Consider the following 26,212-nt stretch of genomic DNA (forward strand, 5'->3'; position numbering starts at 1 on the left):
AGAGCAGTATAGAATAAATCTAATATTAACAACTGAGCAGTCCGAAAATGGAGCAAGGGTTAAGATTAGAGGAAGCACTCACGTAGCAAAAAAAAAGCGCTGCGGTTGCAGCGCTTGAGATACTTGACTTACTTCACCTGTTGGCCTGGTTTTGCACCTTCATCCGGGCTTAACAGGAAGATATCTTTCCCGCCAGGACCTGCGGCCATTACCATCCCTTCAGAAATGCCGAAGCGCATCTTACGAGGAGCCAGGTTAGCAACCATAATGGTCTGGCGGCCAATCAGGGTTTGTGGATCCGGATACGCAGAACGAATACCAGAGAAGACGTTTCGTTTCTCACCACCGAGATCCAGCGTCAGACGCAGCAGTTTGTCGGAACCTTCCACGAATTCGGCGTTTTCAATCAGCGCTACGCGCAGGTCAACTTTGGCGAAATCGTCAAAGGTGATGGTTTCCTGAATCGGGTCATCCGCCAGCGGACCGGTTACTGGTGCGGCAGCGGCTTTCACTTCTTCTTTCGACGCTTCCACCAGCGCTTCAACTTGTTTCATGTCGATGCGATTGTACAGCGCTTTAAAGGTGTTGACCTTGTGACCGAGCAGTGGCTGCTCAATGGCATCCCAGCTCAGTTCGCAGTTAAGGAACGCTTCCACACGTTCCGCAAGCGTTGGCAGAACCGGCTTCAGGTAAGTCATCAGCACACGGAACAGGTTAATGCCCATGGAGCAAATTGCCTGCAGGTCGGCATCGCGGCCTTCCTGTTTAGCCACAACCCACGGTGCTTGTTCGTCAACGTAGCGGTTTGCCACGTCGGCCAACGCCATGATTTCACGAATAGCTTTACCAAATTCACGGCTTTCCCATGCTTCGCCGATCACTGCTGCGGCGTCGGTGAAGGTTTTATACAGCGCCGGGTCGGCCAGCTCAGTCGCCAGAATGCCGTCAAAACGCTTAGTAATAAAGCCTGCATTACGGGATGCCAGGTTGACTACTTTGTTGACGATATCGGCATTAACGCGCTGGACAAAGTCCTCCAGGTTCAGGTCGATGTCATCAATACGTGAAGATAGTTTCGCCGTGTAGTAATAGCGCAGACTGTCGGCATCGAAGTGCTTCAGCCAGGTGCTTGCCTTAATGAAGGTGCCACGAGATTTAGACATCTTCGCGCCGTTCACCGTCACATAACCGTGGACGAACAGGTTGGTCGGCTTACGGAAGTTACTGCCTTCCAGCATGGCAGGCCAGAACAGGCTGTGGAAGTAAACGATATCCTTACCGATGAAGTGATACAGCTCGGCGTCGGAATCTTTCTTCCAGTATTCATCAAAGCTGGTGGTGTCACCGCGCTTATCGCACAGGTTTTTGAATGAACCCATATAGCCAATTGGCGCGTCCAGCCAGACGTAGAAGTACTTGCCAGGCGCATTCGGGATTTCAAAACCGAAGTACGGGGAATCGCGGGAAATATCCCACTGTTGCAGGCCGGATTCGAACCATTCCTGCATTTTGTTGGCGACCTGCTCCTGTAACGCGCCGCTGCGTGTCCACGCCTGCAGCATTTCGCTGAATGACGGCAGGTCAAAGAAGAAGTGTTCGGAGTCACGCATCACCGGCGTCGCGCCAGACACAACGGATTTCGGCTCGATAAGTTCGGTCGGGCTGTAGGTTGCGCCGCAGACTTCACAGTTATCGCCGTACTGATCCGGAGACTTACATTTCGGGCAGGTGCCTTTAACAAAACGATCCGGCAGGAACATGCCTTTTTCCGGATCGTAAAGCTGGGAGATTGTACGGTTCTTAATAAAACCGTTTTCCTTCAGGCGCGTGTAAATCAGCTCAGACAGCTCACGGTTCTCTTCGCTGTGCGTCGAGTGGTAGTTGTCATAGCTGATGTCAAAACCTGCAAAATCAGTCTGATGCTCCTGACTCATTTCACCGATCATCTGCTCTGGCGTGATCCCAAGCTGCTGTGCTTTCAGCATGATTGGCGTACCGTGTGCGTCGTCCGCGCAGATGAAGTTAACCTGGTGGCCGCGCATTCGCTGGTAACGGACCCAGACATCAGCCTGGATGTGCTCCAGCATATGGCCGAGGTGGATTGAGCCGTTGGCGTACGGCAGCGCGCACGTTACCAGAATTTTCTTCGCGACTTGAGTCATAGTGGGCAATTACTTCTTTTGTAGTGAAAAGGGCTTTGATAGTACCAAAATGGTAATTACTGCGCCAAGCGATAAGGGCATTTATCCGTAAATGAATAATTGTTGCGGTTGGAGTAAACTACCTGGTGACTATTGTATATTCAGAACAACAAAAAGGAGTCGGGATGAACGCACAATCCCAGGCCAAATCACCAGAGACCCTGCGCGCCATGGTTGCCGGGACGCTGGCGAATTTTCAGCATTCAACCCTGAAGCATAATCTGACGACGCTTAAAGCGTTGCACCACGTCGCCTGGATGGATGACACGTTGCACGTTGAGCTGGTCATGCCGTTCGTTTGGCATAGCGCGTTTGAGGACTTAAAAGAGCAATGTAGCGCCGATCTGCTGCGTATTACCGGCGCGAAAGCGATCGACTGGAAACTGTCGCATAACATCGCGACGCTGAAACGCGTGAAAAATCAGCCAGGTATTAATGGTGTGAAAAACATCATCGCCGTCAGTTCAGGTAAAGGTGGCGTGGGTAAATCCTCTACCGCCGTGAACCTGGCGCTGGCGCTGGCTGCAGAAGGGGCGAAGGTGGGGATTCTGGACGCCGATATTTATGGTCCGTCTATCCCGACAATGCTTGGCGCGGAAAACCAGCGTCCAACCTCGCCAGATGGTACCCACATGGCGCCGATCATGTCTCATGGTCTGGCAACGAACTCCATTGGTTATCTGGTCACTGATGATAACGCGATGGTGTGGCGCGGCCCGATGGCCAGTAAAGCGCTGTTGCAGATGTTGCAGGAAACCTTATGGCCGGATCTTGATTATCTGGTACTGGATATGCCGCCGGGCACTGGTGACATCCAGTTGACGCTGGCGCAGAACATTCCGGTAACGGGCGCGGTTGTTGTCACTACGCCGCAGGACATCGCGCTGATCGATGCGAAAAAAGGCATTGTGATGTTCGAAAAAGTCGAAGTGCCGGTATTGGGTATTGTTGAGAATATGAGTATGCATATTTGCAGCAATTGTGGCCATCATGAGCCAATCTTTGGCACCGGTGGCGCGCAGAAACTGGCCGAGCAGTACCACACCCAACTGCTGGGACAAATGCCGCTGCATATTTCTCTGCGTGAAGACCTCGATCGCGGTACGCCGACGGTTATCAGCCGTCCAGACAGCGAATTTACCGCCATTTACCGCGACCTTGCAGGGCGTGTGGCGGCACAGCTGTATTGGCAGGGAGAAGTTATTCCGGGCGAGATTGCTTTCCGCGCGGTGTAATTTATAGCGTTACAGATATTCACCGCATTAATGTATTATTGATGCGGTGAATATATTAAATTTAAAAATATTACGATATTGTTCATTCTGCGTTTATAATTCATACCTTTTTCCGAATAAATCATCTCAATGCATCATTGTAATTGATCAAATCTATCTCATTAATCTACAATTTCAATTGGATTGAACAGCGCGTTTTGCCCGTATTACGCTGACAGGCCATCTGCATGTTATTTGATGTTAACCACAGAGGTGACGATAAAAATGAAAATTAGCTCGCTGATGGGAACTATCATTCTGACTTATGGAATAAGTGCATCTGCGTTTGCTTCCGATACCGCGACCTTAACAATCAGTGGACGAGTAACCGAACCAACCTGTAGTACCGATGTTGTGAATAACGACGTGCAACAGCGGTGTGGCAAGACACTTCATTTTTCAAATGTTAACGATGTTGCTTCTTCACCTGCGCGCGGGGTGGTGACGGAAATGGTTACTGTCCCTGGCGATACCACGCGACAGATCGTACTCAATCGCTACGATTAAAAAGAACGCCTTTATTAACCACATATCATTTTAATGAATGATATGTGGTTTTTTTATGCATAGAATAAATCATTCCTGGCAGTTAATTGCATAGATTTATTAATTCTGAAAATAATACAAATCCTGATTTATTTGTTGCATGTATATTGCGATTTGTAACTTGTTTTAAATCAATAAAACAACGTGTTTACATTGCGGCAACGTTTCAGTTGTGAGAATTTCTTTTCAAGAGATAACTGCTCTTAACAAATCGAAATTAATTCATTAGGGAAGATATTATGAAACGTTCAATTATTTCTGCTGCTGTTCTGTCTGTTGTATTTATGAGCGCTGGGGCTTTTGCTGCTGATACCGATCAAGGTGAATTAATTATTACGGGTAAGGTGGTTGGAACTACCTGTAAATTTACTGGTGATTCCACCGCGACTATTGGTATGAACCAAATTGGTGCTGACAGATTAAATGCTTTGAGTGCAGGTGGTGTTTATGATGGTTACACAAATAAAACTACTGTACCACTGACAGTAGAGTGTACGGGGACTGAAGCACCGAAAATTACTTTCTCCAGTTCTCAATTCGACAGCACGAATAAATACATTACACGAAATACTGCCTCGAATAACGGTGCTGGTTTTGCAGTCTATTATGGTAATGAACAGGTTAATCCTGAGTCTGGTATTCAGTTAACCAAAACAGCCGACAATAAATATGTTCTGGACTTTAGTGCGCGTTATGCGAAAGTTGGAACTGGTATTGTCGAGAGTGGTGATGTTGCCTCTTCGCTTACGATGACCGTAGTTACTGATTAAGATTACTATCCTGTTTGTCGGCGGCTGCGGCCGCCGATTATTTCTGTAGTAAGGATAATTATAATGAAAAAGATATTAGCATTATTTTTGGCTGGCACAGTATTGCCTGCGTGGGGTGGGATTTATATTTACGGTACGCGTATCATTTATCCGGCGCAGAAAAAAGAGATTACCGTGCAGTTAATGAATGAAGGCAATCGCAGTGCACTCGTCCAGTCGTGGATTGATGATGGTGACACCGACCTGCCGCCGGAGAAAATTCAGGTACCGTTTGTGATGACACCGCCGGTGGCAAAGGTGAGCGGTGGTTCTGGCCAACAGCTGAAAATTAAGCTGTTGCCAAATACGTTGCCGAAAGATCGCGAAAGTTTATTCTTCCTTAACGTGCTGGATATCCCACCGAACTCTGCGGATTCCGAAGGTAAGAACATCATTAAATTTGCGATGCAAAACCGTATTAAATTTATTTATCGCCCGCAGGGAATTGCCGGCGTTGATAAAAGTAGCTTTACCCAGCTGAACATCAGAAATAGTGGTAGCGGTATTACAATCAAGAATAATTCGGCTAACTGGATAACTATCCCTGAGCTTAGCGGTAAAGCGAAACTTAATAAAGAAACTATGCTGTTGGCACCGTGGTCAGAAAAAATGCTGAGCACTGCTGCTATTGTGAGTCATTACAATGTTACGCTTATTGATGATCACGGCAATTATTTGAGTGAAAAAATCAAAGCTGAAAAATAGCTCAAGGACTGGCTATGTCAAAGATTAATTCGATTACACTGGCCATTTTGTCGGTGCTGGCGACTTCATCATCTGTATGGGCTGAAGAAGAAACGTTTGATACCCACTTTATGATTGGTGGTTTAAATGGTGAGAAAATATCACGCTATCTAATTGATGGTGATAAGCCCATGCCAGGCATGTACGAGATGGATATTTATCTGAATAATCAATGGCGTGGTCATTATGATATTAATATTAAAACCGATCCCGATGAAACATGTTTATCCTGGGCGCAATTACAGCAGATAGGCATTCGTACCGACGGTATTAAAGCGGATAAAAGCGTGGATTGTGTTCCGCTACGATCAGCAGTCCAGGGCGGCAACATAGGGTATGATATTGGGCAGTTTGCATTAAATCTAAGCGTGCCTCAGGCATTTGTGAACGAATATGAACCGGGTTATATGCCTCCCGAAACTTGGGACCGTGGAATTAACGCATTTTATACGGCTTATTATGCCAGCCAGTATTACAGTGATTATAAACACGGCGGTAATGATAAAAGTAGCTATGTTAATCTGAACAGCGGGTTGAATTTGCTGGGTTGGCAGCTGCATTCGAATGCCAACTATACCAAAGGCAACGAAGGTAGCGGCGAGTGGAAAAGTAATACGTTATATATGGAACGTGGTATTCCGTCAATTCTCGGTACATTGCGCGTCGGGGACATGTATACCGGGGCGGATATTTTTGACGCGGTACGCTTTCGCGGGGTGCGTATCTGGCGTGATATGCAAATGTTACCGAACTCAAAACAGAATTTTACCCCAGTAGTACGTGGTATTGCCCAGAGTAACGCGCTGGTAACCATCGAACAAAATGGTTTTGTGATTTATCAAAAAGAGGTCTCTCCAGGCCCATTTGCCATTGATGATTTGCAGCTTGCAGGTGGTGGTGCAGATCTGGATGTGAGTGTTAAAGAGGCAGATGGTTCGATAAGACATTACCTGGTACCTTATTCATCGGTACCGAATATGTTGCAGGCAGGTGTGGCGAAATATGATTTGGCTGCCGGACGTAGCGATATTGCAGGTGCGAGTAATCAGTCTGATTTTATGCAGGGTAGTTATTTTTATGGCTTGAATAATCTGCTTACAGTTTATGGCGGCTCAATGTTATCGGATAACTATTATTCATTTGTGCTTGGCACAGGGTGGAATACGCCAATTGGTGCGGTTTCGGTAGACGCCACACGATCGCACAGTGAGCAGGATAACGGCGTTTTTGACGGACAGAGTTATCAGGTAGCATGGAATAAATATGTCGCACAGACCGGAACTCAGTTTGCGCTGGCGGCCTTTCGCTACTCTTCGCGGGATTATCGTACCTTTAACGATCACGTTTGGGCGAATAACAAAAATAGCTACAACCGTGATGAAAATGATGTTTATGACATTGCTGATTATTATCAGAATGATTTTGGCCGTAAGAATAGTTTTTCCCTGAACATCAATCAGGCATTGCCTGGCGACTTGGGATTTCTGGCCGTAAGCGGTTTGTGGCGTGATTACTGGCAACGCAGCGGAACGGGTAAAGATTATCAAATAAGTTATTCGAACTCCTGGCAACGTATCAGCTATACCTTTGCCGTTAGCCAAACGTACGATGAGGATAATCACGAGGATAAGCGTTTTAACCTGTATATCTCCATCCCATTCTCGTGGGGGGACGGGATATCTACCCCTCGCCGCGATCTGTTTGTCTCTAACTCAACGACATTCGATGATGACGGTTATCAGTCGAATAACACCAGCTTAAGCGGGGTGGCGGGTAATCGCGATCAGTTCAGCTACGGCGCCAACCTCAGTCACCAACGGCAGGGGAATGAAACAACTGCGGGCGGTAATATGGCCTGGCGCGCGCAGATAGCGACCATAGGCGGCAGCTACAGCCAGTCGAATAAGTATCAACAGGCCAGCGGTAATATTCAGGGCGGTGTTGTGGTGTGGTCTGACGGCGTGGCGCTGACGTCACGGCTTTCCGATACTTTCGCCATTGTTAAAGCGCCGGGTTTACAGGGGGCGGCGGTGCAGGGGCACCGTTACTTAACAACGGACAGTAAAGGTTACGCTATGTATGACAGCCTGACGCCGTATCGTGAAAATATGCTGATGCTGGATTTGTCCGATAGTAAAAGCGACGTGGCGCTGCTGGGTAATCGTAAAGCTACTGTTCCTTATCGCGGCGCGGTCGTGATGACGGAGTTTGAAACCGATCAGCGTAAGCTATGGTATTTCCTCGCCAAACGACCAGACGGCTCTCCGTTATCGTTCGGCTATGAGGTTGAAGATAGCGCAGGTAATAACGTCGGTCTGATCGGCCAGGGCAGTCGGTTATTTATTCGCACCAACGATATTCCCGCATCGGTACGCGTCGTGGTTAATAAAAATCAGGGACAATTCTGCACGATTACCTTCGATAAGGTGATTGATGAGAATAAAGTCTATATTTGCCGATAAGGGATTCGTTTATGAAAAAATATTGGGTTTTAATTTTATGTTTGCTTCCTTTCTTGGTGCAGGCTAAATGTACCTTAGGTTCGAATACATCAGCACAACAAACGATAGAGCTGGACATGACGACAGTAACGGTGGGTTCTCCTGTTCGTCTTGTAATAAACACAAACCTAAACGATACTTTTTCATGTAATGAAAATACAGATTTTATGGATTATACGACGCCATTTCAAAACTATGTCATAGAATTGAAGGAACCCGGTGCGAATAAATCTATTTTTCTAAAGTTTAACATGCTCGAAAACACTGAATTTCCTGTTGCGACGGGTAATGGGGGAGGGGTAATTGCCTCAAAATCATATACAACACAAGAGGCGTTTAACTCAAAACCATTTATTCTTGAAGTTTCATATATAACACCTGGCAGTGCTGATTTAACGATATCTAGTGGTAATACGATAAATTTGGGGCGTCCGGCAATAAATATTTTAGCTGATAATTCATGTCGGAAGAGTCTTGGGGCGTGGCTATGGTGTTGGTTGACAGGTAAACTGAGTGGTAAAAACACTTACGCACAAAATATTACATTTACCGTCAAGCACAAACCAACAACCTGTCGTTTCTCCCAGTCGACATACGAAATTAAGATGCCGAATACGACGCTAAAAGAAATGTTAAGCGCAAACAATACTAAATCTGGTTCCACAGAACTGGAACTGAAATGCGAAAGCATCAATAACGTCACTACCAATCCAGTGAGTTTTAAAGTGGTACGCGGCGACTGGGATAGCAGTGGAACGATACTGAAAAATACCGTAATGAATGGCGCAAAGGGAGTGGGTTTCCAGATTTTTAACGGCAGTGCGACATCGCCGTTGAAATTGGGGGATACGCTGATGAACAAAATAGCTAAACTGACTGAAATCAAAAGTAGTTACACTTTTCCCATCACTGCGAAATATGTTCGCGTAACAGGAGAATCACTACAGCCTGGTGACGTACAAAGTAAAGTGACCTTTGCGGTATCTTACGACTAATTGATTGGTGGTTATCTCACGTACTTTCTTGCTGAAAGTACGTGTTTTTATTCGATTAGCGGTGATAAAAAATCTCGCCATCGTAGGCTTTAATGATCTTAGCATCGGCATCATTGACCAGCACATACGCGCCGCCCATGTAGGTCCAGTGGGTGCCTGCCGTCGGCGCGGGCAGATTGCGTAGATTCCACTGTTTAATGGTGTATTCTTCGGTGAGATACAGTGGTGGAACCTTGTCACCGGGTTTGAAATGGGTGAAGTCAGCAATAAAGCTGCTCAGTTCATACTTATCGATACCGGTGGGGGCAGCTGTTGCGGTTGGCGCGGCCCAGACGACGCTGCTTGCAAGCAGAAGTGCACCCAGCAACATTTTATTCTTCATACCCATCCTCTCTACCTCTTCGGGTCATCAAAATCAGTCATGTATCATTCCTGGCATACCGGATGTCTGACAAGGACTATTTTGTGATCACTCCAGTCATTTCGTAAAAAGTGTAAATGAAAGTACAGAATTGCAGCAACCTTGACCAGTAGTTTCACTGTGAGGGCGGGTAGTACGCCAATTTACATCGCTAAGCACAGGCAGTATCCTGTTACTGAAACCAGCATATTACGTTTGTGTTTCAACGACTCGGGGTGCCCTTCCTTGTGAAGGCTGAGAAATACCCGTACCACCTGATCTGGATAATGCCAGCGTAGGGAAGTCTGACACTGCCCGTGTCCCTTCTTCGCGCGGGCAGGAGCTGAACCATGCAGCCTGACCTGCACAGCCGCGCGCTCGCGGCTCACACTTTGCACCAATTTAGAACCCTATCCCCGCTCACACACTGTATGACCAATGAGGTCGTGCAAAGCTTTACTGCCAATACACTACTGGCGCTGGGCGCATCGCCGGCGATGGTGATCGAACCTGAAGAAGCCAGCCAATTCGCCGCTATTGCCAGTGCATTGCTGGTTAATGTCGGTACCTTAACTCAGGAGCGGGCCACGGCGATGCGCGCCGCCGTTGAGCGGGCTTATCATGCTAAAACCCCGTGGACGCTCGATCCCGTTGCCGTAGGCGCGCTTGAGTTTCGCCGCCGCTTTTGTCTGGATTTACTGTCGCTACAGCCTGCTGCTATTCGTGGCAACGCTTCGGAAATACTTGCTCTGGCCGGCATGAACGGTGGGGGACGCGGCGTGGATACAACCGATACAGCTGTCGCTGCGCTTCCGGCAGCGCAGGCGCTGGCTCGTCAGATTGGGACCATTGTCGTGGTTACCGGCGAAGTGGATTACGTCACCGATGGTCAGCGTACCGTTTGCGTGGACGGCGGCGACCCGTTAATGACTCGTGTGGTGGGCACCGGATGCGCGCTATCAGCGGTTGTTGCAGCCAGTTGTGCCTTGCATGGTGACCGACTTGATAACGTCGCCTCCGCCTGTAGCTGGATGAAACAGGCCGGGCAAATCGCCACCGAGCAATCAAACGGACCGGGCAGCTTTGTCCCGGCATTTCTCGACGCCCTTTATAACCTGAACGCCCAGGAGTAAGCATGAAACGGATTAACGCATTAACGATCGCCGGAACCGATCCAAGCGGTGGCGCGGGTATTCAGGCCGATTTAAAAACCTTCTCGGCGCTGGGCGCATACGGCTGTTCCGTTATTACGGCGTTGGTGGCGCAAAATACGCGCGGGGTGCAGTCGGTGTATCGTATTGAACCTGACTTTGTCGCTGCGCAGCTGGACTCTGTGTTGAGTGATGTGCGTATCGACACCACAAAAATTGGTATGTTGGCGGAGACGGATATTGTTGAAGCGGTCGCCGAACGTTTGCGTCGCCATCGGGTACAAAATGTGGTGCTGGACACGGTGATGTTGGCGAAAAGTGGCGATCCGTTGCTGTCACCCTCGGCGGTAGAAACGCTGCGTACCCGTTTGCTGCCACAGGTTTCGATTATCACCCCTAATTTACCCGAAGCTGCTGCACTGCTCGGGGCATCGCATGCGCAGACTGAGCAGGAGATGTTAGAGCAGGGAAGAGCGCTACGGGCGCTGGGTTGCGAGGCGGTGTTGATGAAGGGCGGTCATCTGGATGACGCGCAAAGCCCCGACTGGCTCTTTACTCGCGAAGGCGAGCAGCGTTTTACCGCGCCGAGGGTGATGACCAAAAATACCCATGGCACCGGTTGTACGCTATCGGCGGCGTTGGCAGCCCTGCGTCCGCGCCATAACAACTGGGCCGATACCGTACAGGAAGCCAAACTGTGGCTTTCAGCGGCGCTGGCACAGGCAGACACGCTGGAAGTTGGCGAGGGAATTGGTCCGGTGCATCATTTTCACGCGTGGTGGTAATGGGTATACTGGCTGCAGAAACGGCGGCCAGGGAAAAGATAAATGGAACAAGCGCATACCCAGCTTATCGCACAACTGAATGAACGTATTTCAGCGGCGGATAACACGCCGCTGTATATGAAATTTGCGCAGACGGTGAAGAATGCTGTGCGCAGTGGGATCCTGGAACACGGCAATATCCTGCCCGGCGAGCGCGACCTCAGCCAGTTGACCGGCGTTTCTCGGATTACGGTACGCAAGGCGATGCAGGCCCTGGAAGAAGAAGGTGTAGTAACACGTGCCCGCGGTTACGGAACGCAAATCAACAATATCTTCGAGTATTCGCTCAAAGAAGCGCGCGGTTTTTCTCAGCAGGTGGTGTTGCGCGGTAAAAAACCGGATACGTTGTGGGTTAACAAAAGAATTGTACCTTGCCCGGAAGAGGTGGCACAGCAGTTGGCTGTTGTCACAGGAAGTGATGTCTTTCTGCTCAAACGCATTCGTTACGTTGACGAAGACGCAGTATCTATTGAAGAGTCTTGGGTACCCGCACATCTAATTCATGACGTGGATGCCATTGGTGTTTCTCTGTATGACTATTTTCGTAGCCAGCATATTTTCCCGCAGCGTACGCGCTCACGCGTCAGCGCCAGAATGCCGGATGCAGAGTTCCAGGCGCACATTCAAATGGATAGTAAAGTGCCGGTACTGGTGATCAAGCAGGTAGCGCTTGACCAGCAGCAACGGCCTATTGAATACAGCATCAGTTACTGTCGTAGCGATCTATACGTTTTTGTGTGCGAGGAGTAGCGCCTCGCGCGAGGGCGCGCAATCGCCGCCGCGATGCCCAACTACCCAGGACGCCACCGCGTTACCTAACAGCACTGAGTCGGCCAGCGTCCAGCCAGACGCTAGTCCGGCCAGCATGCCGCCGGCGTGGCTGTCTCCTGCGCCGATAGTATCAATGACCGCCGTTGCAAATGCCGGTACGCAGCCGGATGTCTGTGCGCTGAAATACCATGCGCCGTCTTTATCGTGACGCACGACCACCGGTGCGGTGAAACGCTGCACCCATTCTGCGCCAAAACCTTCCACATCCTGACTCAATGCAAATCGCTCGGCAGCAATTTCCGCCTCCTGACGATTAAGTGACACCAGCGGACGGCAGGCCATAATTCGTACCAGTAAGGGCTCGGGAATGTCGCCGATGCGCGGGCCAAAATCGATAAACGGTGTCACCTCTTCCAGACCTTCCAGCCACTGCACCAGCAATTCACCGCACGGGGACGCTAGCTGATAACCCGAGAGATACACCAGGCTATGACGCGGGATATCCAGCTGTGCCAGCCAGGCGGCATTCCACTGATTCTCAACGCCGCTAAAGGACATAAAGGTACGTTCGCCATCCGGCTCCACCAGCGCCAGACACCAGCCGTTATCGCCTTCGGCGTTGTCGATCAGACTGTGCAGCCCCTCTTTTGCCATCCGATTGCGGATAATGTCGGCCCACACCCCCTGACCCAGCGGTAACGCATTACTGGCGTCGATACCTAAGCGCTTGAGCGCTACGGCAATATTGAGTGCGCAGCCGCCAACGTTCACGCCTTGCTGTTTGAGTTCGATGTCACAGCCTCGCCAGGGAAGGGCATACGCATCGGCAATGACATCAATCACCGCTGCACCCACCACCGTTACTGGCCGCTGTGTACGTAACTGCGAGAGAAGTTGTTGCAGATGCGTATTGCTCATAGCGCCTCCCGCTGCTCACGCAGTCGCATTAACCCACTGGCGTAGCGGGTAAAGTCCAGCTGATTAACCGCATCCAGTTCATGTTTTAATACCGGATTAATCGCACTTACGCCATGGAGCGCGCCACAAATGGCGGTAGCCATCGCTCCGATGGTATCGGTATCGCCGCCGAGGTTCGCGCACAGAATGGCGCAGCGATTGGGATCAGTCTGCGCCAGTTCGACCATCGCGATGGCGCAAGGCACGGACTCAATCGTACTGGTTCCGGCTCCCACCACCTGATACAGCTGTTCGCTGGCAGACTCAATGCCGTCGGCATCACGGACGATTTTCAGCGCCATCTCAAGGCGTGCAGAGAGAGAGGCGCTAAAGGTAGTGATCCGCTTTTGCTGCGCGTGAAGGGCAATGGCAGGCAGCGCATCGACAATCTCCGACCATGTTCCTCCGTCGATGGCGCGAGATACCGCCCACGCGACGACAACGGCTCCCGCGATAGCCAGATCCGATTTATGCGTCGGGCTGGAGGCCAATGCCACATCATCGATAAAGGCATCAAGATTGCGGGCGGGTAGCAGGCATCCCAGTGGCGAAACGCGCATTGCCGCACCGTTGGTCACGCCATTATTCTCCAGTTCGGCGACAGGTTTGCCGTCGCGAATGGCTTTGAGCGCAATTTTTGAGGTCGGGCCGAGCACGTTTTTATTAAAGGCATCAAAACGCTCTGCCCAGGCCAGAATATTGCGACCGATAACGTCGGGTACAATCTCGCCGTCGCACTCAAGCAGGGCATCTGCCAGACACAACGCCATAGACGTGTCATCAGTAAACTCTGCCTGGTTAAAGTAGCAGGCAGCATTATTTTCCGCCGGACCAGGCAAAAAACTGTCGATCCAACCGAAATGGGCTTTAACCCGGGTTCTTGGCCACAGTTCCGACGGCATGCCCATCGCATCCCCTAACGCCTGCCCATAAAGAGCACCGAGAATACGTTCTGCTTTCATTTTACTTCCCCTTGTTTCAACGCTACATCGCGATCGTCCACCTTAATGGCGGTGATTTCTTTGTCAGATTCGCGAAAGAAAATCATAAACATCACGGCAATGACGGCAATCATGACCGCGCCAAATCCCCACATGCCAGCCCAGTTAAAGGTGAGACCATTAACCGGTTCCTGGTAAGCAAACATTTTTTCCATCATCACGCCGCCCAGACGGTAACCGAGCAGGCTGCCGAATCCCTGACAGCAGAGGGTGATAAGCCCTTGCGCTGCGGTGCGCATGTGAACCGGCGCTTTTTTATCGACATAGATGTAGGCCGTGACGTAATAGAAGTCGTAACTGACACCGTGCAGCAGAATGCCGAGAAACAGCAGGGCGTAAGTGAAATATTCTTCCGCACCACCGTAAACGAAAAATCCGTAGCGGATCGCCGCAGTAATAAGACCAAGCAATAATACCTTTTTAATGCCAAAGCGTTTGGTGAAAAACGGTAGTGCCAGCATAAAGAAGATTTCAGAGAACTGGCCCAGCGTCATCCAACCGGTGGCGTTTTTCATTCCGACTTCTGTCAGGTAGCCGTTGGCGAAGATGTAATAGAACGCCAGTGGCATCGCAAACAGGAAAGAACAAAAGAAAAAGACGAGGAAATTTTTATCGCGCAGCAGGATCAGCGCATCCAGACCCAGCATGACTTTGAAATCCATTTTACCGGTACTTTTTGGTGGCGTATCCGGTAAGAAGAACGCAAAGACGCCCAACAGTGCAGAGCTTCCGGCAGTGATCAGCAGGGGAATATTGGTGGGTGAAATGTCGCTATAGCCAAGCATTTGCGGTAAGAAACCACAGGCCAAACCAGAGGCAATCCAGCCGATGGTTCCCATCACTCGGATGCGCGGGAAATCACGCTCAACGTCCGGTACGTTGGCAAAAGCAATACTGTTAGTCAGCGCAATCGTCGGCATATAGGTCAACGAATAGGCCAGTAACAGCGGGAAGAATCCGCTGAAGGTGGTTTGCTGGGCGGCGAAGTACATCAGAATAGCGCCGACGAACATCAACACCGCCAGCACTTTTTGCGCGGAGAAAAAGCGGTCAGTGATTGAACCGACCAGAATGGGCGACAGGATCGCGGCGATCGCGGTACAAGCGTAGGACCAGCCGATCTCCCCGGCGCTAAAGCCGCTTTTACTCAGCCACAGCCACAGCGGTACAAACCAGGCGCCCCAGATAAACCACTCTACAAACATCATGAACGACAGCTTAACTGTAGTTTTCATCTTTAAATCCTTCATGACAGGTAAGGTACGCATTGATAGTACCATCAGGTAATACCTTTAAAATACCTTTGAGGTCTAAATTTGACCGCCTTAACATTATTTCTTCCTGAATCGAGCCAGCAGAAGTTGCTGAAAAGTGCGCTAAAGATGGAAAAAAAGCGCAGTCGGTACCAGGCTTAATGCTGCCCGCAAAAAGTCGGGTCAGGACAATCCACATTCCGGTTTCAAATCGGAAATTACGGGAGCATAGCTATGACTGATATTGCGCAGTTGCTTGGCAAAGACGCCGACAACCTTTTACAGCATCGTTGTATGACCATTCCTTCTGATCAACTTTACCTGCCTGGACATGATTACGTCGACCGTGTGATGGTGGATAACAATCGGCCGCCTGCCGTGCTGCGTAACATGCAGACGCTGTATAACACGGGGCGACTGGCCGGGACAGGGTATCTGTCGATTCTACCGGTGGACCAGGGGGTAGAGCACTCCGCTGGGGCATCATTTGCGGCTAACCCGCTGTACTTTGATCCGAAGAATATTGTGGAGCTGGCTATCGAAGCAGGGTGCAACTGCGTGGCATCGACCTATGGCGTGCTGGCTTCTGTCTCCCGCCGCTACGCGCACCGCATTCCGTTCCTCGTTAAAATTAACCACAACGAAACGCTCAGCTATCCGAATACGTTCGACCAGACGCTGTATGCCAGCGTAGAGCAGGCGTTCAATATGGGCGCGGTTGCGGTAGGGGCAACCATCTATTTCGGTTCAGAAGAGTCCCGTCGCCAGATTGAGGAGATTTCGGCCGCATTTGAGCGCGCCCATGAGCTGGGTATGGTTACCGTGTTGTGGGCGTATCTGCGTAACTCCGCGTTTAAAAAAGATGGCGTGGATTACCATGTTTCTGCCGATCTTACCGGACAGGCTAACCATCTGGCTGCCACTATCGGAGCGGATATCGTTAAGCAGAAAATGGCGGAAAATAACGGTGGGTATAAAGCGGTTAATTTTGGCTACACCGACGATCGCGTCTACACTAAGTTGACCAGCGAGAATCCAATTGACCTGGTACGTTATCAACTGGCGAACTGTTATATGGGGCGCGCCGGGTTAATTAACTCCGGCGGCGCGGCTGGCGGCGAAACCGATCTCAGTGATGCGGTACGTACGGCGGTGATTAACAAACGAGCAGGCGGCATGGGGCTGATTCTTGGACGCAAAGCATTCAAGAAAACCATGGCCGACGGCGTTAAGCTGATTAACGCCGTGCAGGATGTTTATCTGGACAGCAAAGTTACCATCGCCTGATTACAGCCGGGGTGTCGTTGTGTTAGCGCAACAGTGGACAACCCGGCGGCAGTCTGCAACGTAACGCCTCAGGCAGGATTTCAATATGAAACTCCTGTCCGCTGAGCGGTTCGCCGTCAAGATTAAAGGTAATTTCGTGTGGGGCGCGGATATCAAACCACGATGATGCGCCCTCGATGATGTTAGGGTTGTCTTCGGATTGCGTTAACGCCGAAAGCAGCCCTGGCAACAGTTCTTCGCCGGTAAAAATGCGCAGTTGCAACAGACCATCGTTGATCAGCGCCGTTGGGCAAAGCTGTTGCCCGCCTCCAGCCTGACGACCATTACCGATACCAATCACCAGCGCCTTACCTTGCCAGTGAAAATCTTCCCCACGAATATCGCAGACGTCGGGTTTGAGCGTATCCATGCGCATTAATCCGTGGATAAAGTATGATACGCCACCCAACGCAGCTTTGAGTTTTTCCGGCGTTTCGGTAGTGATACGTGTGCCGAAGCCGCCGGTCGCCATGTTGATAAAACAGGTTTTATCATTGACCTGCACCATATCGATCGCTGTCGCATTTGCGGCGATAGCCAGCTTTAACGCCTTATCGAGGTCGTCGGGTATCCCCACGCTGGTGGCAAAATCATTTGCCGTTCCCAACGGTAAAATACCCAGCGCCGGAATATTGTCGCCCTGCGACTGGATCAGCGCCGTCGAAACTTCGTTGATGGTGCCGTCGCCGCCGCCGGCAATCACCGTTTCAACGCCTAGCTGACGAGCTTCATCAACGTAGCGTTGGGCATCGCCTTTTTCCCAGGTCACGCGAACATGGATTTCCACGCCTTCATCGCGAAGCTTCGCAATGGCATCACGCAGGGGGAGATTATCAGCACTTTTTCCATTGAGGATCAGTAAACTGGCAGGGAACGCTATCATCCGTTTGCCTCACTTTTTTTCGTTTTAACAAGTGTATGCCAGGAAAGTGTTTATGGCGTAAGAACTGACTGAAAGCGCAGGCGAAGAGATAAAAAAAGCCGCAGAGCGCGGCTTTTCAGATTGGGCAGACGTTACTGCGGGAACCACTGATCGCTGATTTTCTGGTACGTGCCGTCAGCTTTGATTGCCGCCAGCGCGCTGTTCAGTTTTTCCAGCAGGGCTTTGTTATCCGGGCGAACCGCGATGCCAAGGCCAGTACCGAAGTATTGCGGGTCGGTTACTTTGTCAGTGGCTACGCCTAACTGCGGGTTGGTTTTCAGCCACTCGTTAACCACAGCAGTATCGCCAAATACGCCATCAATACGGCCATTTTTCAGGTCGATAATCGCATTCTGATAGCTATCGTAGGCCACGGTTTTCACCTCAGGATGTTTATCCTGCAGGTATTTCTGATGGGTGGTGCCGTTTTCCATACCGATGCGCTTACCTTTCAGGTCGGCAAAGGTTTTATAGGTGTCTTTTTTCGCAATCACCAGCGCGGAGTTGGCATAGTAAGGCTGAGTAAACGCAACCTGCTTGCTACGCTCAGGTGTGATATCCATTCCGGAAATAACCGCATCATATTTCTTGAATTTCAGCGCGGGGATCAGGCTATCGAAAGCGTGATTGGTGAAAGTACATTCTGCCTGCATTTGTTTGCACAGCGCCGTTGCCAGGTCGATGTCAAAACCGACAATATTATTGCTGGCGTCCAGTGATTCAAATGGCGGATACGTGGCTGATACACCGAAACTAATTTTATCAGCAGCTGAGGCGCCAGCGGCGAAAGTAGCAAGTAATGCGGCCAGTACTAACTTTTTCATGGTGGAACTCCCGTCTGTCAATCTTATGATTATTTACCGTGTCTGCGGCGTGGATTAACAATGCCATTTAATGAATTTATATGCAATGAAAATGATTAAATATTTTTAATGGCATAAAAAAAGACGGACAATTTAGGTTGTTGTCCGTCTTTGTATTTTTTGCTTATGCACATTTTTCGGATGGCGGTGTTAGACCTTATCCGACCTACAAAGGCACAAATACCGATTTAATTCCGGTGTTCAAACGCCAGCGCTTTACGTTCGATTAAGCGCATCATCAGCGTCAGCAAGCCGTTGACGATCAGGTAAATAACACCCGCAGCACCGAATACCATAACGTCATAAGTACGGCCGTACAGCAGTTGGCTATAACCCATGACTTCCATCAGGGTGATGGTGTAAGCCAGTGAGGTACTTTTAAATACCAGCACCACTTCGTTGGAATATGAGGAGAGGGCGCGTTTAAAGGCGTACGGCAACAGAATCGCCAGCGTATCCTTTTTGCTCATCCCCAATGCACCGCAGGACTGCCACTGGCCTTCCGGGATTGCACGGATAGCGCCGTAGAACAGTTGCGTAGTGTAGGCAGCACTGTTTAACGACAGCGCAATTAAGGCGCATAACCAGGGTTCAGAGAGCAGATGCCACAGTACCGGATATTCTTGCAATGCCGGAAACTGTCCTGGTCCGTAGTAGATCAGGAAGATTTGCACCAGCAGCGGTGTACCGGTAAACAGCGTGATATAAGCGCGAACCAGCCACACCAGTACCGGCGTTTTCAGCGTCAGGATGACGGTGAAGATCAGCGCCAGTACCAGAGCAACCACGATGGAGGCGACCGTCAGCGTCAGGCTTGTATGCAGCCCTTTCAACAATTCAGGTAAATACTCAAGCATCAGCCTGGTCTCCGCTCAAAACGTGTCGCGCGCAGGTCAATGCGTTTGAGAATGTACTGACTCACCAGCGTAATCACCAGGTAAATAGCGGCCGCCACAATGTACCAGGTAAACGGCTCCTGGGTACGGGTAGCGATGCTCTTGGTTTGCAGCATCAGATCGTTCACGCTGATAAGGCTGACCAGCGCGGTATCTTTCAGCAATACCAGCCACTGGTTACCCAGTCCCGGTAAGGCATGACGCCACATCTGCGGCATCACCAGACGAAAGAAGATCGCGGCTTTAGACAAACCTAACGCCTGACCTGACTCCCATTGCCCGAGTGGCACGGCCTTCAGCGCGCCACGCAGCGTTTGCGACGCGTAAGCGGCATACAGCAATGACAGTGCAATGACACCGCACAGGAACGGGCTGACGTCGAAGTTTTCGATCTGCATCTGAACCGGGATTTGTACAAACCCGAGATTGATCGTAAAGCCATCGGCCAGCGTCAGCAGCAGTTGTGAGGAGCCGAAATAGATAAACAGAACCACCAGAATTTCTGGCAGACCGCGCAGGATGGTGACCAGGGCCGAGCCCGCCCATGCCACCGGGCGCCATTTTACTGACTCCCAGACGGCAAAAAACATGGCGAGCGCAAGGCCAATGATCAGCGCACAAACGGCAAGGCCGACGGTCATCCCGGCGGCGCTTGCTAAAGGAAAAAATTCATTCATCAAATATTACTTCTGGAACCATTTGTTGTAGATGGTCTCGTAAGTCCCATCTTTCTTCACTTTTTCCAGCGCAGCGTTAAATTTCTGCTGCAGCTCGGTATTGCCCTGGCGCACAGCGATGCCCAGACCGGTACCGAAGTAATCTTTATCAGTGACTTTGTCGCCAACCGCGGCCAGTTTTGGATTGTCTTTCAGCCACTCTGTTACTACTGCGGTATCACCAAAGACGCCGTCAATACGACCGTTTTGCAGATCGAGTTTGGCATTCTGATAGCTGTCATACGGCACGGTAGTCACTTCCGGATGTTTATCCATGATGAATTTCTGGTGCGTCGTCCCGTTTTGAACGCCGACTTTTTTGCCTTTCAGCTGATCAATGCTGGTGTATTTACCCTGTTGGCCAACAAACAGCGCAGAGTTGTCGTAGTAAGGGGTGGTGAACAGAACCTGTTTTTCACGCTCAGGCGTGATGTCCATACCGGCCATCACCGCGTCAAAACGACGGAATTTCAGGCTCGGGATCAGGCTGTCGAAGGCCTGATTGGTGAAGGTACAGGTAGCGTCAATCTCTTTACACAGCGCATTCGCCAGATCAACGTCAAACCCTACGATCTTGTTGTTAGCATCGATCGATTCAAACGGAGGATAAGACGCTTCGGTGGCGAAACGAATGGTTTGGGCTGCGGTAGCGGAAAGGCTAAAACCTGCGATTAGCGCGGCAATCAGAACTTTTTTCATTGTATTGTCCCGAATCTTAGTGAGAAAGATAGTTTTTAAACGCTTCGGTTTGCGGGTTGGCAAAGCAGCTCGCATCCCCAAACTCGACGATATGACCGTTTTCCATGTACACCACGCGACTGGCCGTTTTACGAGCAACTTCCACTTCGTGGGTGACGATCACCTGAGTAATATTGGTTTCCGCCAGCTCACGAATGATGCTGACGATTTGGGCGGTGATTTCCGGGTCAAGCGCTGCGGTAGGCTCATCAAACAGCAGCACCTGTGGTTCCATCATCAACGCGCGGGCAATGGCCACACGCTGCTGCTGGCCGCCGGACAGATGCAGTGGATAGCGATCGCTGTACGGCTTCAGACGCAGTCGTTCCAGCAGTTTCTCGGCACGCGCCATCGCTTGCTCTTTCGTCAGCCCCAGTACGCGGCAGGGCGCTTCAATCAGGTTCTGCACCACCGTGAGATGCGGCCAAAGATTATATTGCTGGAAGACCATGCCCACGTTTTGACGCAGATCCCGAATGGCTTTATCTGACGGGGTTTTCGTGAAGTCGAAACGGTTACCAGCAATAGAGAGCGTGCCCGAGCGCGGCATCTCAAGCAGGTTGAGTACGCGCAGTAGCGAGCTTTTCCCGGCTCCACTTGGGCCAAGTAACACCAGTGTTTCACCCTGAGGGCAATCCAGCGTGATATCGAACAGCGCCTGATGTGCGCCGTAGAAGCAGTTAATGCCGTTTAATTGAATACTCATTGACACTCGATACTGGCAGTCTGATAGCTATTGAAGCCGCAGATACTACCTTTGACAGAATAGTTATGCAATATTTATGCGTTAAAAGTTAAATGCAAACCGCATTCTTCTCTAAACATAGCACAAAATAGCGAGGCCACCAGTGGGCAAGAATAATTGTCGGCATTCTATGCAGAATGCCAGACAATTAATGGGGGTTATGATTTGGGCGAGTAAATGGCGCGATTAACGGTTTTCGACAGACTGGCGCAACGTCCCGGCTGGCGCGTGTACGCTGCCGCCCAGATAGCGTACATCATCAACGACCCAGCACTGGCCTTCGCGGATCATCAGCACTTCATCACGCCAACTCTGGTCACCCTGTTTCAGCTCTACGCGTAGCGGAATGTTGCGTGCATCACTATTCGGAATAGTCGATGCGCTGGCGACGCTGGCACTGTCCGGTAACGTAGCCCGACTGGAGAACGGATCGCTGTTAAACAGGTCGCGGTGTGCATTATCGCGGCTGGCGTCGGTCAGCAGTTTAGCCAGGTTGTCGCTAAGGTATGGACGAAGTGGGGTAAGATCATTGTTTCGATGCTGAATACGGTAATCATAGAATTGTTGAGCCACGCTGTCTGGCCCGCCTTCTACGCATGAACCGCTACGCGTGCCGTTATCTTTATAGACCGGCGTCACGGTCGTACAGGCGCTGAGAAGTAGTGCAAATGGAACCAGCAGAGAGAGTTTCGAGTAGCGCATAATGATTTCCTTATTAGCTTTCTACTATTAGTGTTCTACGTTGATAGAATATATCCTTTCAATGATAGTGGATTGGTTCGATAATGCTTTTGAGATCGTGCTCTTAGCGCAAAAAGGAGATTAACCATGCAGTTTTCGACTACCCCTACGCTGGAAGGGCAGAGCATCGTGGAATACTGCGGTGTTGTGACTGGCGAAGCCATTTTAGGCGCGAATATTTTCCGCGATTTTTTCGCCGGCATTCGCGATATTGTCGGCGGTCGCTCCGGCGCGTATGAAAAAGAGCTGCGTAAAGCGCGTGAAATTGCTTTCCAGGAACTGGGCGAACAGGCCAAAGCGCTGGGTGCTGATGCGGTGGTCGGTATTGATATTGATTACGAAACCGTGGGCAAAGACGGCAGTATGCTGATGGTGAGCGTCAGCGGTACCGCGGTGAAAACTCGCCGATGAAGCGTCTGTTGTGTCTGCTGGCATTTACGCTGTTGCTGGTGGGATGTGCTGGCGAAAAAGGGATTGTCGACAAAGACGGGTATCAGTTAGATACCCGCCGTCAGGCACAGGCTGCTTATCCACGCATTAAAGTGCTGGTTATCCATTACACGGCCGATGATTTTGACTCTTCTCTGGCTACGCTGACCGATAAAAACGTCAGCTCGCACTATTTGATCCCGGCTGTGCCGCCACTCTACCGCGGCAAACCGCGTATCTGGCAACTGGTGCCGGAAAAAGATCTGGCCTGGCATGCGGGGATTAGCTTCTGGCGTGGCGCTACGCGTATTAACGATACCTCAATTGGCATTGAGCTGGAAAACCGTGGCTGGCAAAAATCGGCAGGGATAAAATATTTTGCGCCGTTTGAACCCGCGCAGATTCAGGCGCTGATCCCATTGGCGAAAGATATTATCGCCCGCTACGACATAAAACCGCAGAACGTGGTAGCCCATGCGGATATCGCGCCGCAACGTAAGGACGATCCTGGACCGCTTTTCCCATGGAAAGTGCTGGCCGAACAGGGAATTGGCGCGTGGCCGGACACTCAGCGCGTAGCATTTTATCTTGCCGGACGAGCGCCTCATACGCCGGTAGCAACCGAATCTTTACTCGATCTGCTGTCGCGTTACGGCTATGAGATAAAATCTGATATGACGCCGCGCGAACAGCAGCGGGTGATTATGGCCTTCCAGATGCACTTCCGCCCGACGCTGTGGAACGGCGTGGCGGATGCAGAAACTCAGGCGATTGCCGAAGCGTTACTGGAAAAATACGGGCAGGGTTAACGCAGAATACCAATGCCTGATGGCGCTTGCGCCGCCATCCGGCAATGGTTAACGCGGCAGCTTACCGTGGTCGCGCAGCCAGGCCGCGGTACGTTCAATCCCTGCATCCAGCGTCACAATGGGCTGATAACCCAACTCTTCCTGAGCGCGGGTAGTATCCAGCGTAAAATCAAAATTTAGCTTCGAGACGCCGTAATGCGTCAGCTTTGGCTCTTTTGCCGATTTATTGCCTAAACGCTCCATGCTGCGGGCAATCATGTCCAGCATCGGGTAGGGAACGGAGCGGATCCGACAATCAATATTCAGCTCGTCGATGAGCTTCTGCACAATGCTGCGCAGAGTGCGATGCTCGCCGTTGGTAATGTTGTACGCGCGACCTGACGGCAGCTTATCGCAGGCTTGCTGACTTGCCAGCCACATCGCGTGCACTGCATTTTCGTAGTAGGTCATATCTACCAGCGCACTTCCGCCGTGCGGCAACAGGATGCTGCCATAGTGGTACATCATATGGGCCAGGCGCGGGATAAAGACCTTATCGTGTGGTCCGAACAGGCTTTGCGGACGCAATACCGTAAAACGCGTCTGCGGGTTGGCCTGCGCCAGCAACGCGATCACGTCTTCGCCAGCTGCTTTGCTGCGGGCAAATTCATTGGCGAAGCGGTGCGGGCGAAAGTCCTCTTTGATATCGCGATGGTGGTGATAATCAAAATAGAGCGACGGCGAGGAGATATGAATGAAGTTGCGAACGCCCCAGGCCACGGCCCACTCGCCCAGACGGCGAGTTGCGCGAACGTTGGCCAGATCGAAGGCTTCCTGAGTTCCCCACGGTGAGGTAAAACTGGAGCAGTGCCACAGCGTGTCGATGCCGGCAAGCATCACTTTTGCTTGCGAAGAAACCAGCTCGGTCAAATCCGCATGCACAAACTCTGCGCCCATTTTCTCCAGCAGCTTGCCCATCGCTTCGTTGCGACCGGTGGCTCTGACGCTGACGCCTTTGCTGCATAAAAACTCAACCGCGTTTCGGCCCAAGCCGCTGGTGGCTCCGGTAACCAGTACCTTCATATCAATCCACTGTGTTTAAAAAACGTCGTGCGCATTCTTCCGTGAAATACGCCTGTATGCAATGGGAAACATGAAAGAATACAGGCTCTTTTTATCATTAGTCTGTGATTTGTTCTGCAAGTTTGGCTATACGCTTCGCCATCCCCCTGAAAATGAACAGGTGGGCGGGGATCATCAACAGCCAGTAGAAGAGGCCAGGCATACCGTGTGGATGCCACCAGGCGCGTACATCAATGCGTCGATGATCGCCTTTATCTTCCAGTGTGAAGCTCAGGCGACCCAATCCCGGCGCTTTCATCCCAAACAGCAGCGTCAGCTGTTTCTCCGGCTCAACGATGATGACTTTCCAGCTATCAACGGTGTCGCCAACTTGCAATAGTGGGTGTTCGGGACGACCTTTTGCCAGCTTATGGCCGACCAGCAGGTCCAACGCCGCGCGCGTCTTCCATAGAATATTGCCAAAGAAATAGCCTTCTTTGCCGCCGAGTCGATTCACTACCTGCCACAGTGCTTTTTTACTGGCGGAGGTTTCAACGCTAAAGCCAGCTTGTTTGGCGAAATAGCCATATTCTGGACGCCAGCGGGCAAACGCCTGTGCGTCGTAACCCCAGTCGCTGGAGTTGACCAGCTTCTCTTCTTCCTTCAACGTACTGCGCACCGCGTCATCAAAGGCAATCAGCTTTTGCGGGATCAGCGCACGTAGTTCGGTGTCATCTGCCAGCAGGTCGTGTTTTAAGCCCTGGATCAGCGCTTTGGCCGTGGTTGGCGGCACTGACGTAATGACGTTTAAAAACCAGACCGAAATCCAGCGGGTAGGGAAGGGGATGGGGATGAGCAGGCGATGTTTACCGCTGACCGCCATAAAATGCTCGAACTGTTCCTGATAGCTCAACACCTGCGGGCCGGCTGCTTCGAGTACGCGGTGATGTTGCGTGGGATGATCCAACAACGCCACCAGGTAGTACATCAAATTCTCCAGCGCGATGGGTGTGGTTCGTGAGCGCACCCAGCGCGGAGGGGTGAGTACGGGCAGGTTGTAGACCATGTCGCGCATCACTTCAAAGGCAGCGGAACCTGCCCCCACGATAATGCCCGCACGCAATTCCGTCATTGGCACGCCTGATTCACGCAGAGTATCTGCGGTTATCTGTCGCGCACGCAGATGATCGGATTGTTCATGCCGGGGAGCCTGTAATGAGCTCAAGAAAATAAGCTGTTTGACCGGTGTATTATGCAGTGCATCGCGGACGTTCATCGCCACCTGACGTTCGTGGGCGATAAAATCACCGCCTTCACCCATGCCATGGACCAGGTAATAAACCGTATCAACACCCGCCAGCAGCGGGGTGAGATTATCTGGCCAATTCAAATCGACTTTATGGCAACTGACGTTGGCCAGTTGCTGCTTTTCCAGTCGTTCAATGCGACGTGCCGCAGCCAACACCTGATGCCCTTGCTGACTGAGCGCCTGTACCAAATGCTGACCAATGTAGCCACTGGCGCCAAGAACCAAAATCCGTTGCGGCACGCCCATCTCC

26 protein-coding genes and 1 riboswitch are annotated in these 26,212 nt (G+C 50.9%); of the genes, 12 read left to right on the top strand and 14 right to left on the bottom strand.

Features of this window, described 5'->3' with window-relative positions; translation table 11 throughout:
* Positions 1–128: 128 nt before the first annotated feature.
* Positions 129–2,162: a methionine--tRNA ligase gene (gene metG / locus OGV71_RS14425; protein WP_204583441.1), complete on the bottom strand. Its 2,034-nt coding sequence runs from the start codon at positions 2,160–2,162 to the stop codon at positions 129–131.
* Positions 2,163–2,326: 164 nt separating this feature from the next.
* Between metG and apbC the strand changes: the two genes are divergently transcribed.
* The 6 genes from apbC to OGV71_RS14455 all read left to right on the top strand — a co-directional run bounded on the left by apbC (position 2,327) and on the right by OGV71_RS14455 (position 9,070).
* The gene (apbC, locus tag OGV71_RS14430) at positions 2,327–3,436 is read left to right on the top strand and encodes an iron-sulfur cluster carrier protein ApbC (protein ID WP_003027343.1); all 1,110 of its coding nucleotides are present in this window, start codon (positions 2,327–2,329) and stop codon (positions 3,434–3,436) included.
* 264 nt (positions 3,437–3,700) lie between these two features.
* A complete protein-coding gene (locus tag OGV71_RS14435) occupies positions 3,701–3,982 on the top strand; it encodes a DUF2574 family protein (RefSeq protein ID WP_071697502.1) in 282 nt (93 codons plus the stop codon).
* A gap of 278 nt (positions 3,983–4,260) precedes the next feature.
* Entirely contained in the window at positions 4,261–4,791 is a 531-nt protein-coding gene (yehD, locus tag OGV71_RS14440; protein WP_003844375.1) for a fimbrial protein YehD, read from the top strand.
* Positions 4,792–4,854: 63 nt separating this feature from the next.
* Positions 4,855–5,535, top strand: a complete 681-nt coding sequence (locus tag OGV71_RS14445) for a fimbrial assembly chaperone (RefSeq protein WP_071697503.1) — start codon at positions 4,855–4,857, stop codon at positions 5,533–5,535.
* Positions 5,536–5,549: 14 nt separating this feature from the next.
* On the top strand, positions 5,550–8,036 hold the full coding sequence (locus tag OGV71_RS14450; protein WP_128298878.1) for a fimbrial biogenesis outer membrane usher protein: 2,487 nt from the start codon (positions 5,550–5,552) through the stop codon (positions 8,034–8,036).
* Between the two features lie 11 nt (positions 8,037–8,047).
* Entirely contained in the window at positions 8,048–9,070 is a 1,023-nt protein-coding gene (locus OGV71_RS14455; protein WP_071697505.1) for a fimbrial protein, read from the top strand.
* Between the two features lie 55 nt (positions 9,071–9,125).
* On the opposite strand, the gene OGV71_RS14460 is transcribed toward OGV71_RS14455, so the two are convergent.
* A complete protein-coding gene (locus OGV71_RS14460; protein WP_016150637.1) occupies positions 9,126–9,458 on the bottom strand; it encodes an RcnB family protein in 333 nt (110 codons plus the stop codon).
* Between the two features lie 234 nt (positions 9,459–9,692).
* Positions 9,693–9,789: riboswitch (TPP riboswitch) on the top strand.
* Between the two features lie 31 nt (positions 9,790–9,820).
* Here OGV71_RS14460 and thiM point away from each other — a divergent pair.
* From thiM to OGV71_RS14475, 3 genes are read left to right on the top strand one after another with little or no spacing between them, the layout of a single operon-like run.
* The gene (gene thiM, locus OGV71_RS14465) at positions 9,821–10,603 is read left to right on the top strand and encodes a hydroxyethylthiazole kinase (RefSeq protein WP_071697506.1); all 783 of its coding nucleotides are present in this window, start codon (positions 9,821–9,823) and stop codon (positions 10,601–10,603) included.
* A gap of 2 nt (positions 10,604–10,605) precedes the next feature.
* Positions 10,606–11,406 (top strand): bifunctional hydroxymethylpyrimidine kinase/phosphomethylpyrimidine kinase, encoded by an 801-nt coding sequence (gene thiD / locus OGV71_RS14470; RefSeq protein WP_003027328.1) that lies wholly within the window; start codon positions 10,606–10,608, stop codon positions 11,404–11,406.
* Between the two features lie 42 nt (positions 11,407–11,448).
* The gene (locus OGV71_RS14475) at positions 11,449–12,195 is read left to right on the top strand and encodes a GntR family transcriptional regulator (RefSeq protein WP_003027325.1); all 747 of its coding nucleotides are present in this window, start codon (positions 11,449–11,451) and stop codon (positions 12,193–12,195) included.
* On the opposite strand, the gene OGV71_RS14480 is transcribed toward OGV71_RS14475, so the two are convergent.
* The 3 genes from OGV71_RS14480 to OGV71_RS14490 are packed head-to-tail and all read right to left on the bottom strand — an operon-like array spanning position 12,169 to position 15,409.
* Positions 12,169–13,134 carry a PfkB family carbohydrate kinase gene (locus tag OGV71_RS14480; RefSeq protein ID WP_071697507.1) on the bottom strand — a complete coding sequence of 322 codons (966 nt, stop codon included), beginning with the start codon at positions 13,132–13,134 and terminating at the stop codon, positions 12,169–12,171. The genes OGV71_RS14475 and OGV71_RS14480 overlap by 27 nt on opposite strands.
* The gene (locus OGV71_RS14485) at positions 13,131–14,135 is read right to left on the bottom strand and encodes an ADP-ribosylglycohydrolase family protein (RefSeq protein ID WP_071697508.1); all 1,005 of its coding nucleotides are present in this window, start codon (positions 14,133–14,135) and stop codon (positions 13,131–13,133) included. Before OGV71_RS14485 ends, OGV71_RS14480 begins: the two co-directional genes overlap by 4 nt.
* The gene (locus OGV71_RS14490) at positions 14,132–15,409 is read right to left on the bottom strand and encodes a nucleoside permease (RefSeq protein WP_003027315.1); all 1,278 of its coding nucleotides are present in this window, start codon (positions 15,407–15,409) and stop codon (positions 14,132–14,134) included. The genes OGV71_RS14485 and OGV71_RS14490 overlap by 4 nt, the downstream gene beginning before the upstream one ends.
* Positions 15,410–15,661: 252 nt before the next feature.
* On the opposite strand from OGV71_RS14490, the gene fbaB reads away from it, so the two are divergent.
* A complete protein-coding gene (gene fbaB / locus OGV71_RS14495) occupies positions 15,662–16,714 on the top strand; it encodes a class I fructose-bisphosphate aldolase (RefSeq protein ID WP_003027312.1) in 1,053 nt (350 codons plus the stop codon).
* A gap of 22 nt (positions 16,715–16,736) precedes the next feature.
* On the opposite strand, the gene yegS is transcribed toward fbaB, so the two are convergent.
* The 7 genes from yegS to OGV71_RS14530 form a co-directional block, all read right to left on the bottom strand.
* Entirely contained in the window at positions 16,737–17,636 is a 900-nt protein-coding gene (yegS, locus tag OGV71_RS14500; RefSeq protein ID WP_003027310.1) for a lipid kinase YegS, read from the bottom strand.
* A gap of 131 nt (positions 17,637–17,767) precedes the next feature.
* The gene (artJ, locus tag OGV71_RS14505; protein WP_071697509.1) at positions 17,768–18,499 is read right to left on the bottom strand and encodes an arginine ABC transporter substrate-binding protein ArtJ; all 732 of its coding nucleotides are present in this window, start codon (positions 18,497–18,499) and stop codon (positions 17,768–17,770) included.
* A 227-nt stretch (positions 18,500–18,726) separates the two neighbouring features.
* Entirely contained in the window at positions 18,727–19,395 is a 669-nt protein-coding gene (gene artM / locus OGV71_RS14510; RefSeq protein WP_003840185.1) for an arginine ABC transporter permease ArtM, read from the bottom strand.
* The gene (artQ, locus tag OGV71_RS14515) at positions 19,395–20,111 is read right to left on the bottom strand and encodes an arginine ABC transporter permease ArtQ (protein WP_003027301.1); all 717 of its coding nucleotides are present in this window, start codon (positions 20,109–20,111) and stop codon (positions 19,395–19,397) included. Before artQ ends, artM begins: the two co-directional genes overlap by 1 nt.
* Before the next feature lie 6 nt (positions 20,112–20,117).
* The gene (gene artI / locus OGV71_RS14520; RefSeq protein ID WP_003027298.1) at positions 20,118–20,849 is read right to left on the bottom strand and encodes an arginine ABC transporter substrate-binding protein ArtI; all 732 of its coding nucleotides are present in this window, start codon (positions 20,847–20,849) and stop codon (positions 20,118–20,120) included.
* Between the two features lie 16 nt (positions 20,850–20,865).
* Positions 20,866–21,594 carry an arginine ABC transporter ATP-binding protein ArtP gene (gene artP, locus OGV71_RS14525; protein ID WP_003027295.1) on the bottom strand — a complete coding sequence of 243 codons (729 nt, stop codon included), beginning with the start codon at positions 21,592–21,594 and terminating at the stop codon, positions 20,866–20,868.
* A gap of 225 nt (positions 21,595–21,819) precedes the next feature.
* On the bottom strand, positions 21,820–22,335 hold the full coding sequence (locus tag OGV71_RS14530; protein ID WP_003027292.1) for a lipoprotein: 516 nt from the start codon (positions 22,333–22,335) through the stop codon (positions 21,820–21,822).
* Between the two features lie 126 nt (positions 22,336–22,461).
* Between OGV71_RS14530 and OGV71_RS14535 the strand changes: the two genes are divergently transcribed.
* Positions 22,462–22,785, top strand: coding sequence for a heavy metal-binding domain-containing protein (locus OGV71_RS14535; RefSeq protein WP_001160725.1), 324 nt, complete (start codon positions 22,462–22,464; stop codon positions 22,783–22,785).
* Positions 22,782–23,612, top strand: coding sequence for an N-acetylmuramoyl-L-alanine amidase (locus OGV71_RS14540; RefSeq protein WP_204583443.1), 831 nt, complete (start codon positions 22,782–22,784; stop codon positions 23,610–23,612). The genes OGV71_RS14535 and OGV71_RS14540 overlap by 4 nt, the downstream gene beginning before the upstream one ends.
* Positions 23,613–23,660: 48 nt before the next feature.
* Here OGV71_RS14540 and OGV71_RS14545 read toward each other — a convergent pair whose 3' ends face one another.
* Positions 23,661–24,674 (bottom strand): 3-beta-hydroxysteroid dehydrogenase, encoded by a 1,014-nt coding sequence (locus OGV71_RS14545; RefSeq protein WP_003840192.1) that lies wholly within the window; start codon positions 24,672–24,674, stop codon positions 23,661–23,663.
* A 97-nt stretch (positions 24,675–24,771) separates the two neighbouring features.
* Positions 24,772–26,202 (bottom strand): SDR family oxidoreductase, encoded by a 1,431-nt coding sequence (locus OGV71_RS14550; RefSeq protein WP_115455215.1) that lies wholly within the window; start codon positions 26,200–26,202, stop codon positions 24,772–24,774.
* Between the last annotated feature and the right edge of the window lie 10 nt (positions 26,203–26,212).

This window comes from Citrobacter sp. Cf088 (assembly GCF_030334295.1).
Lineage (GTDB): Bacteria > Pseudomonadota > Gammaproteobacteria > Enterobacterales > Enterobacteriaceae > Citrobacter > Citrobacter freundii.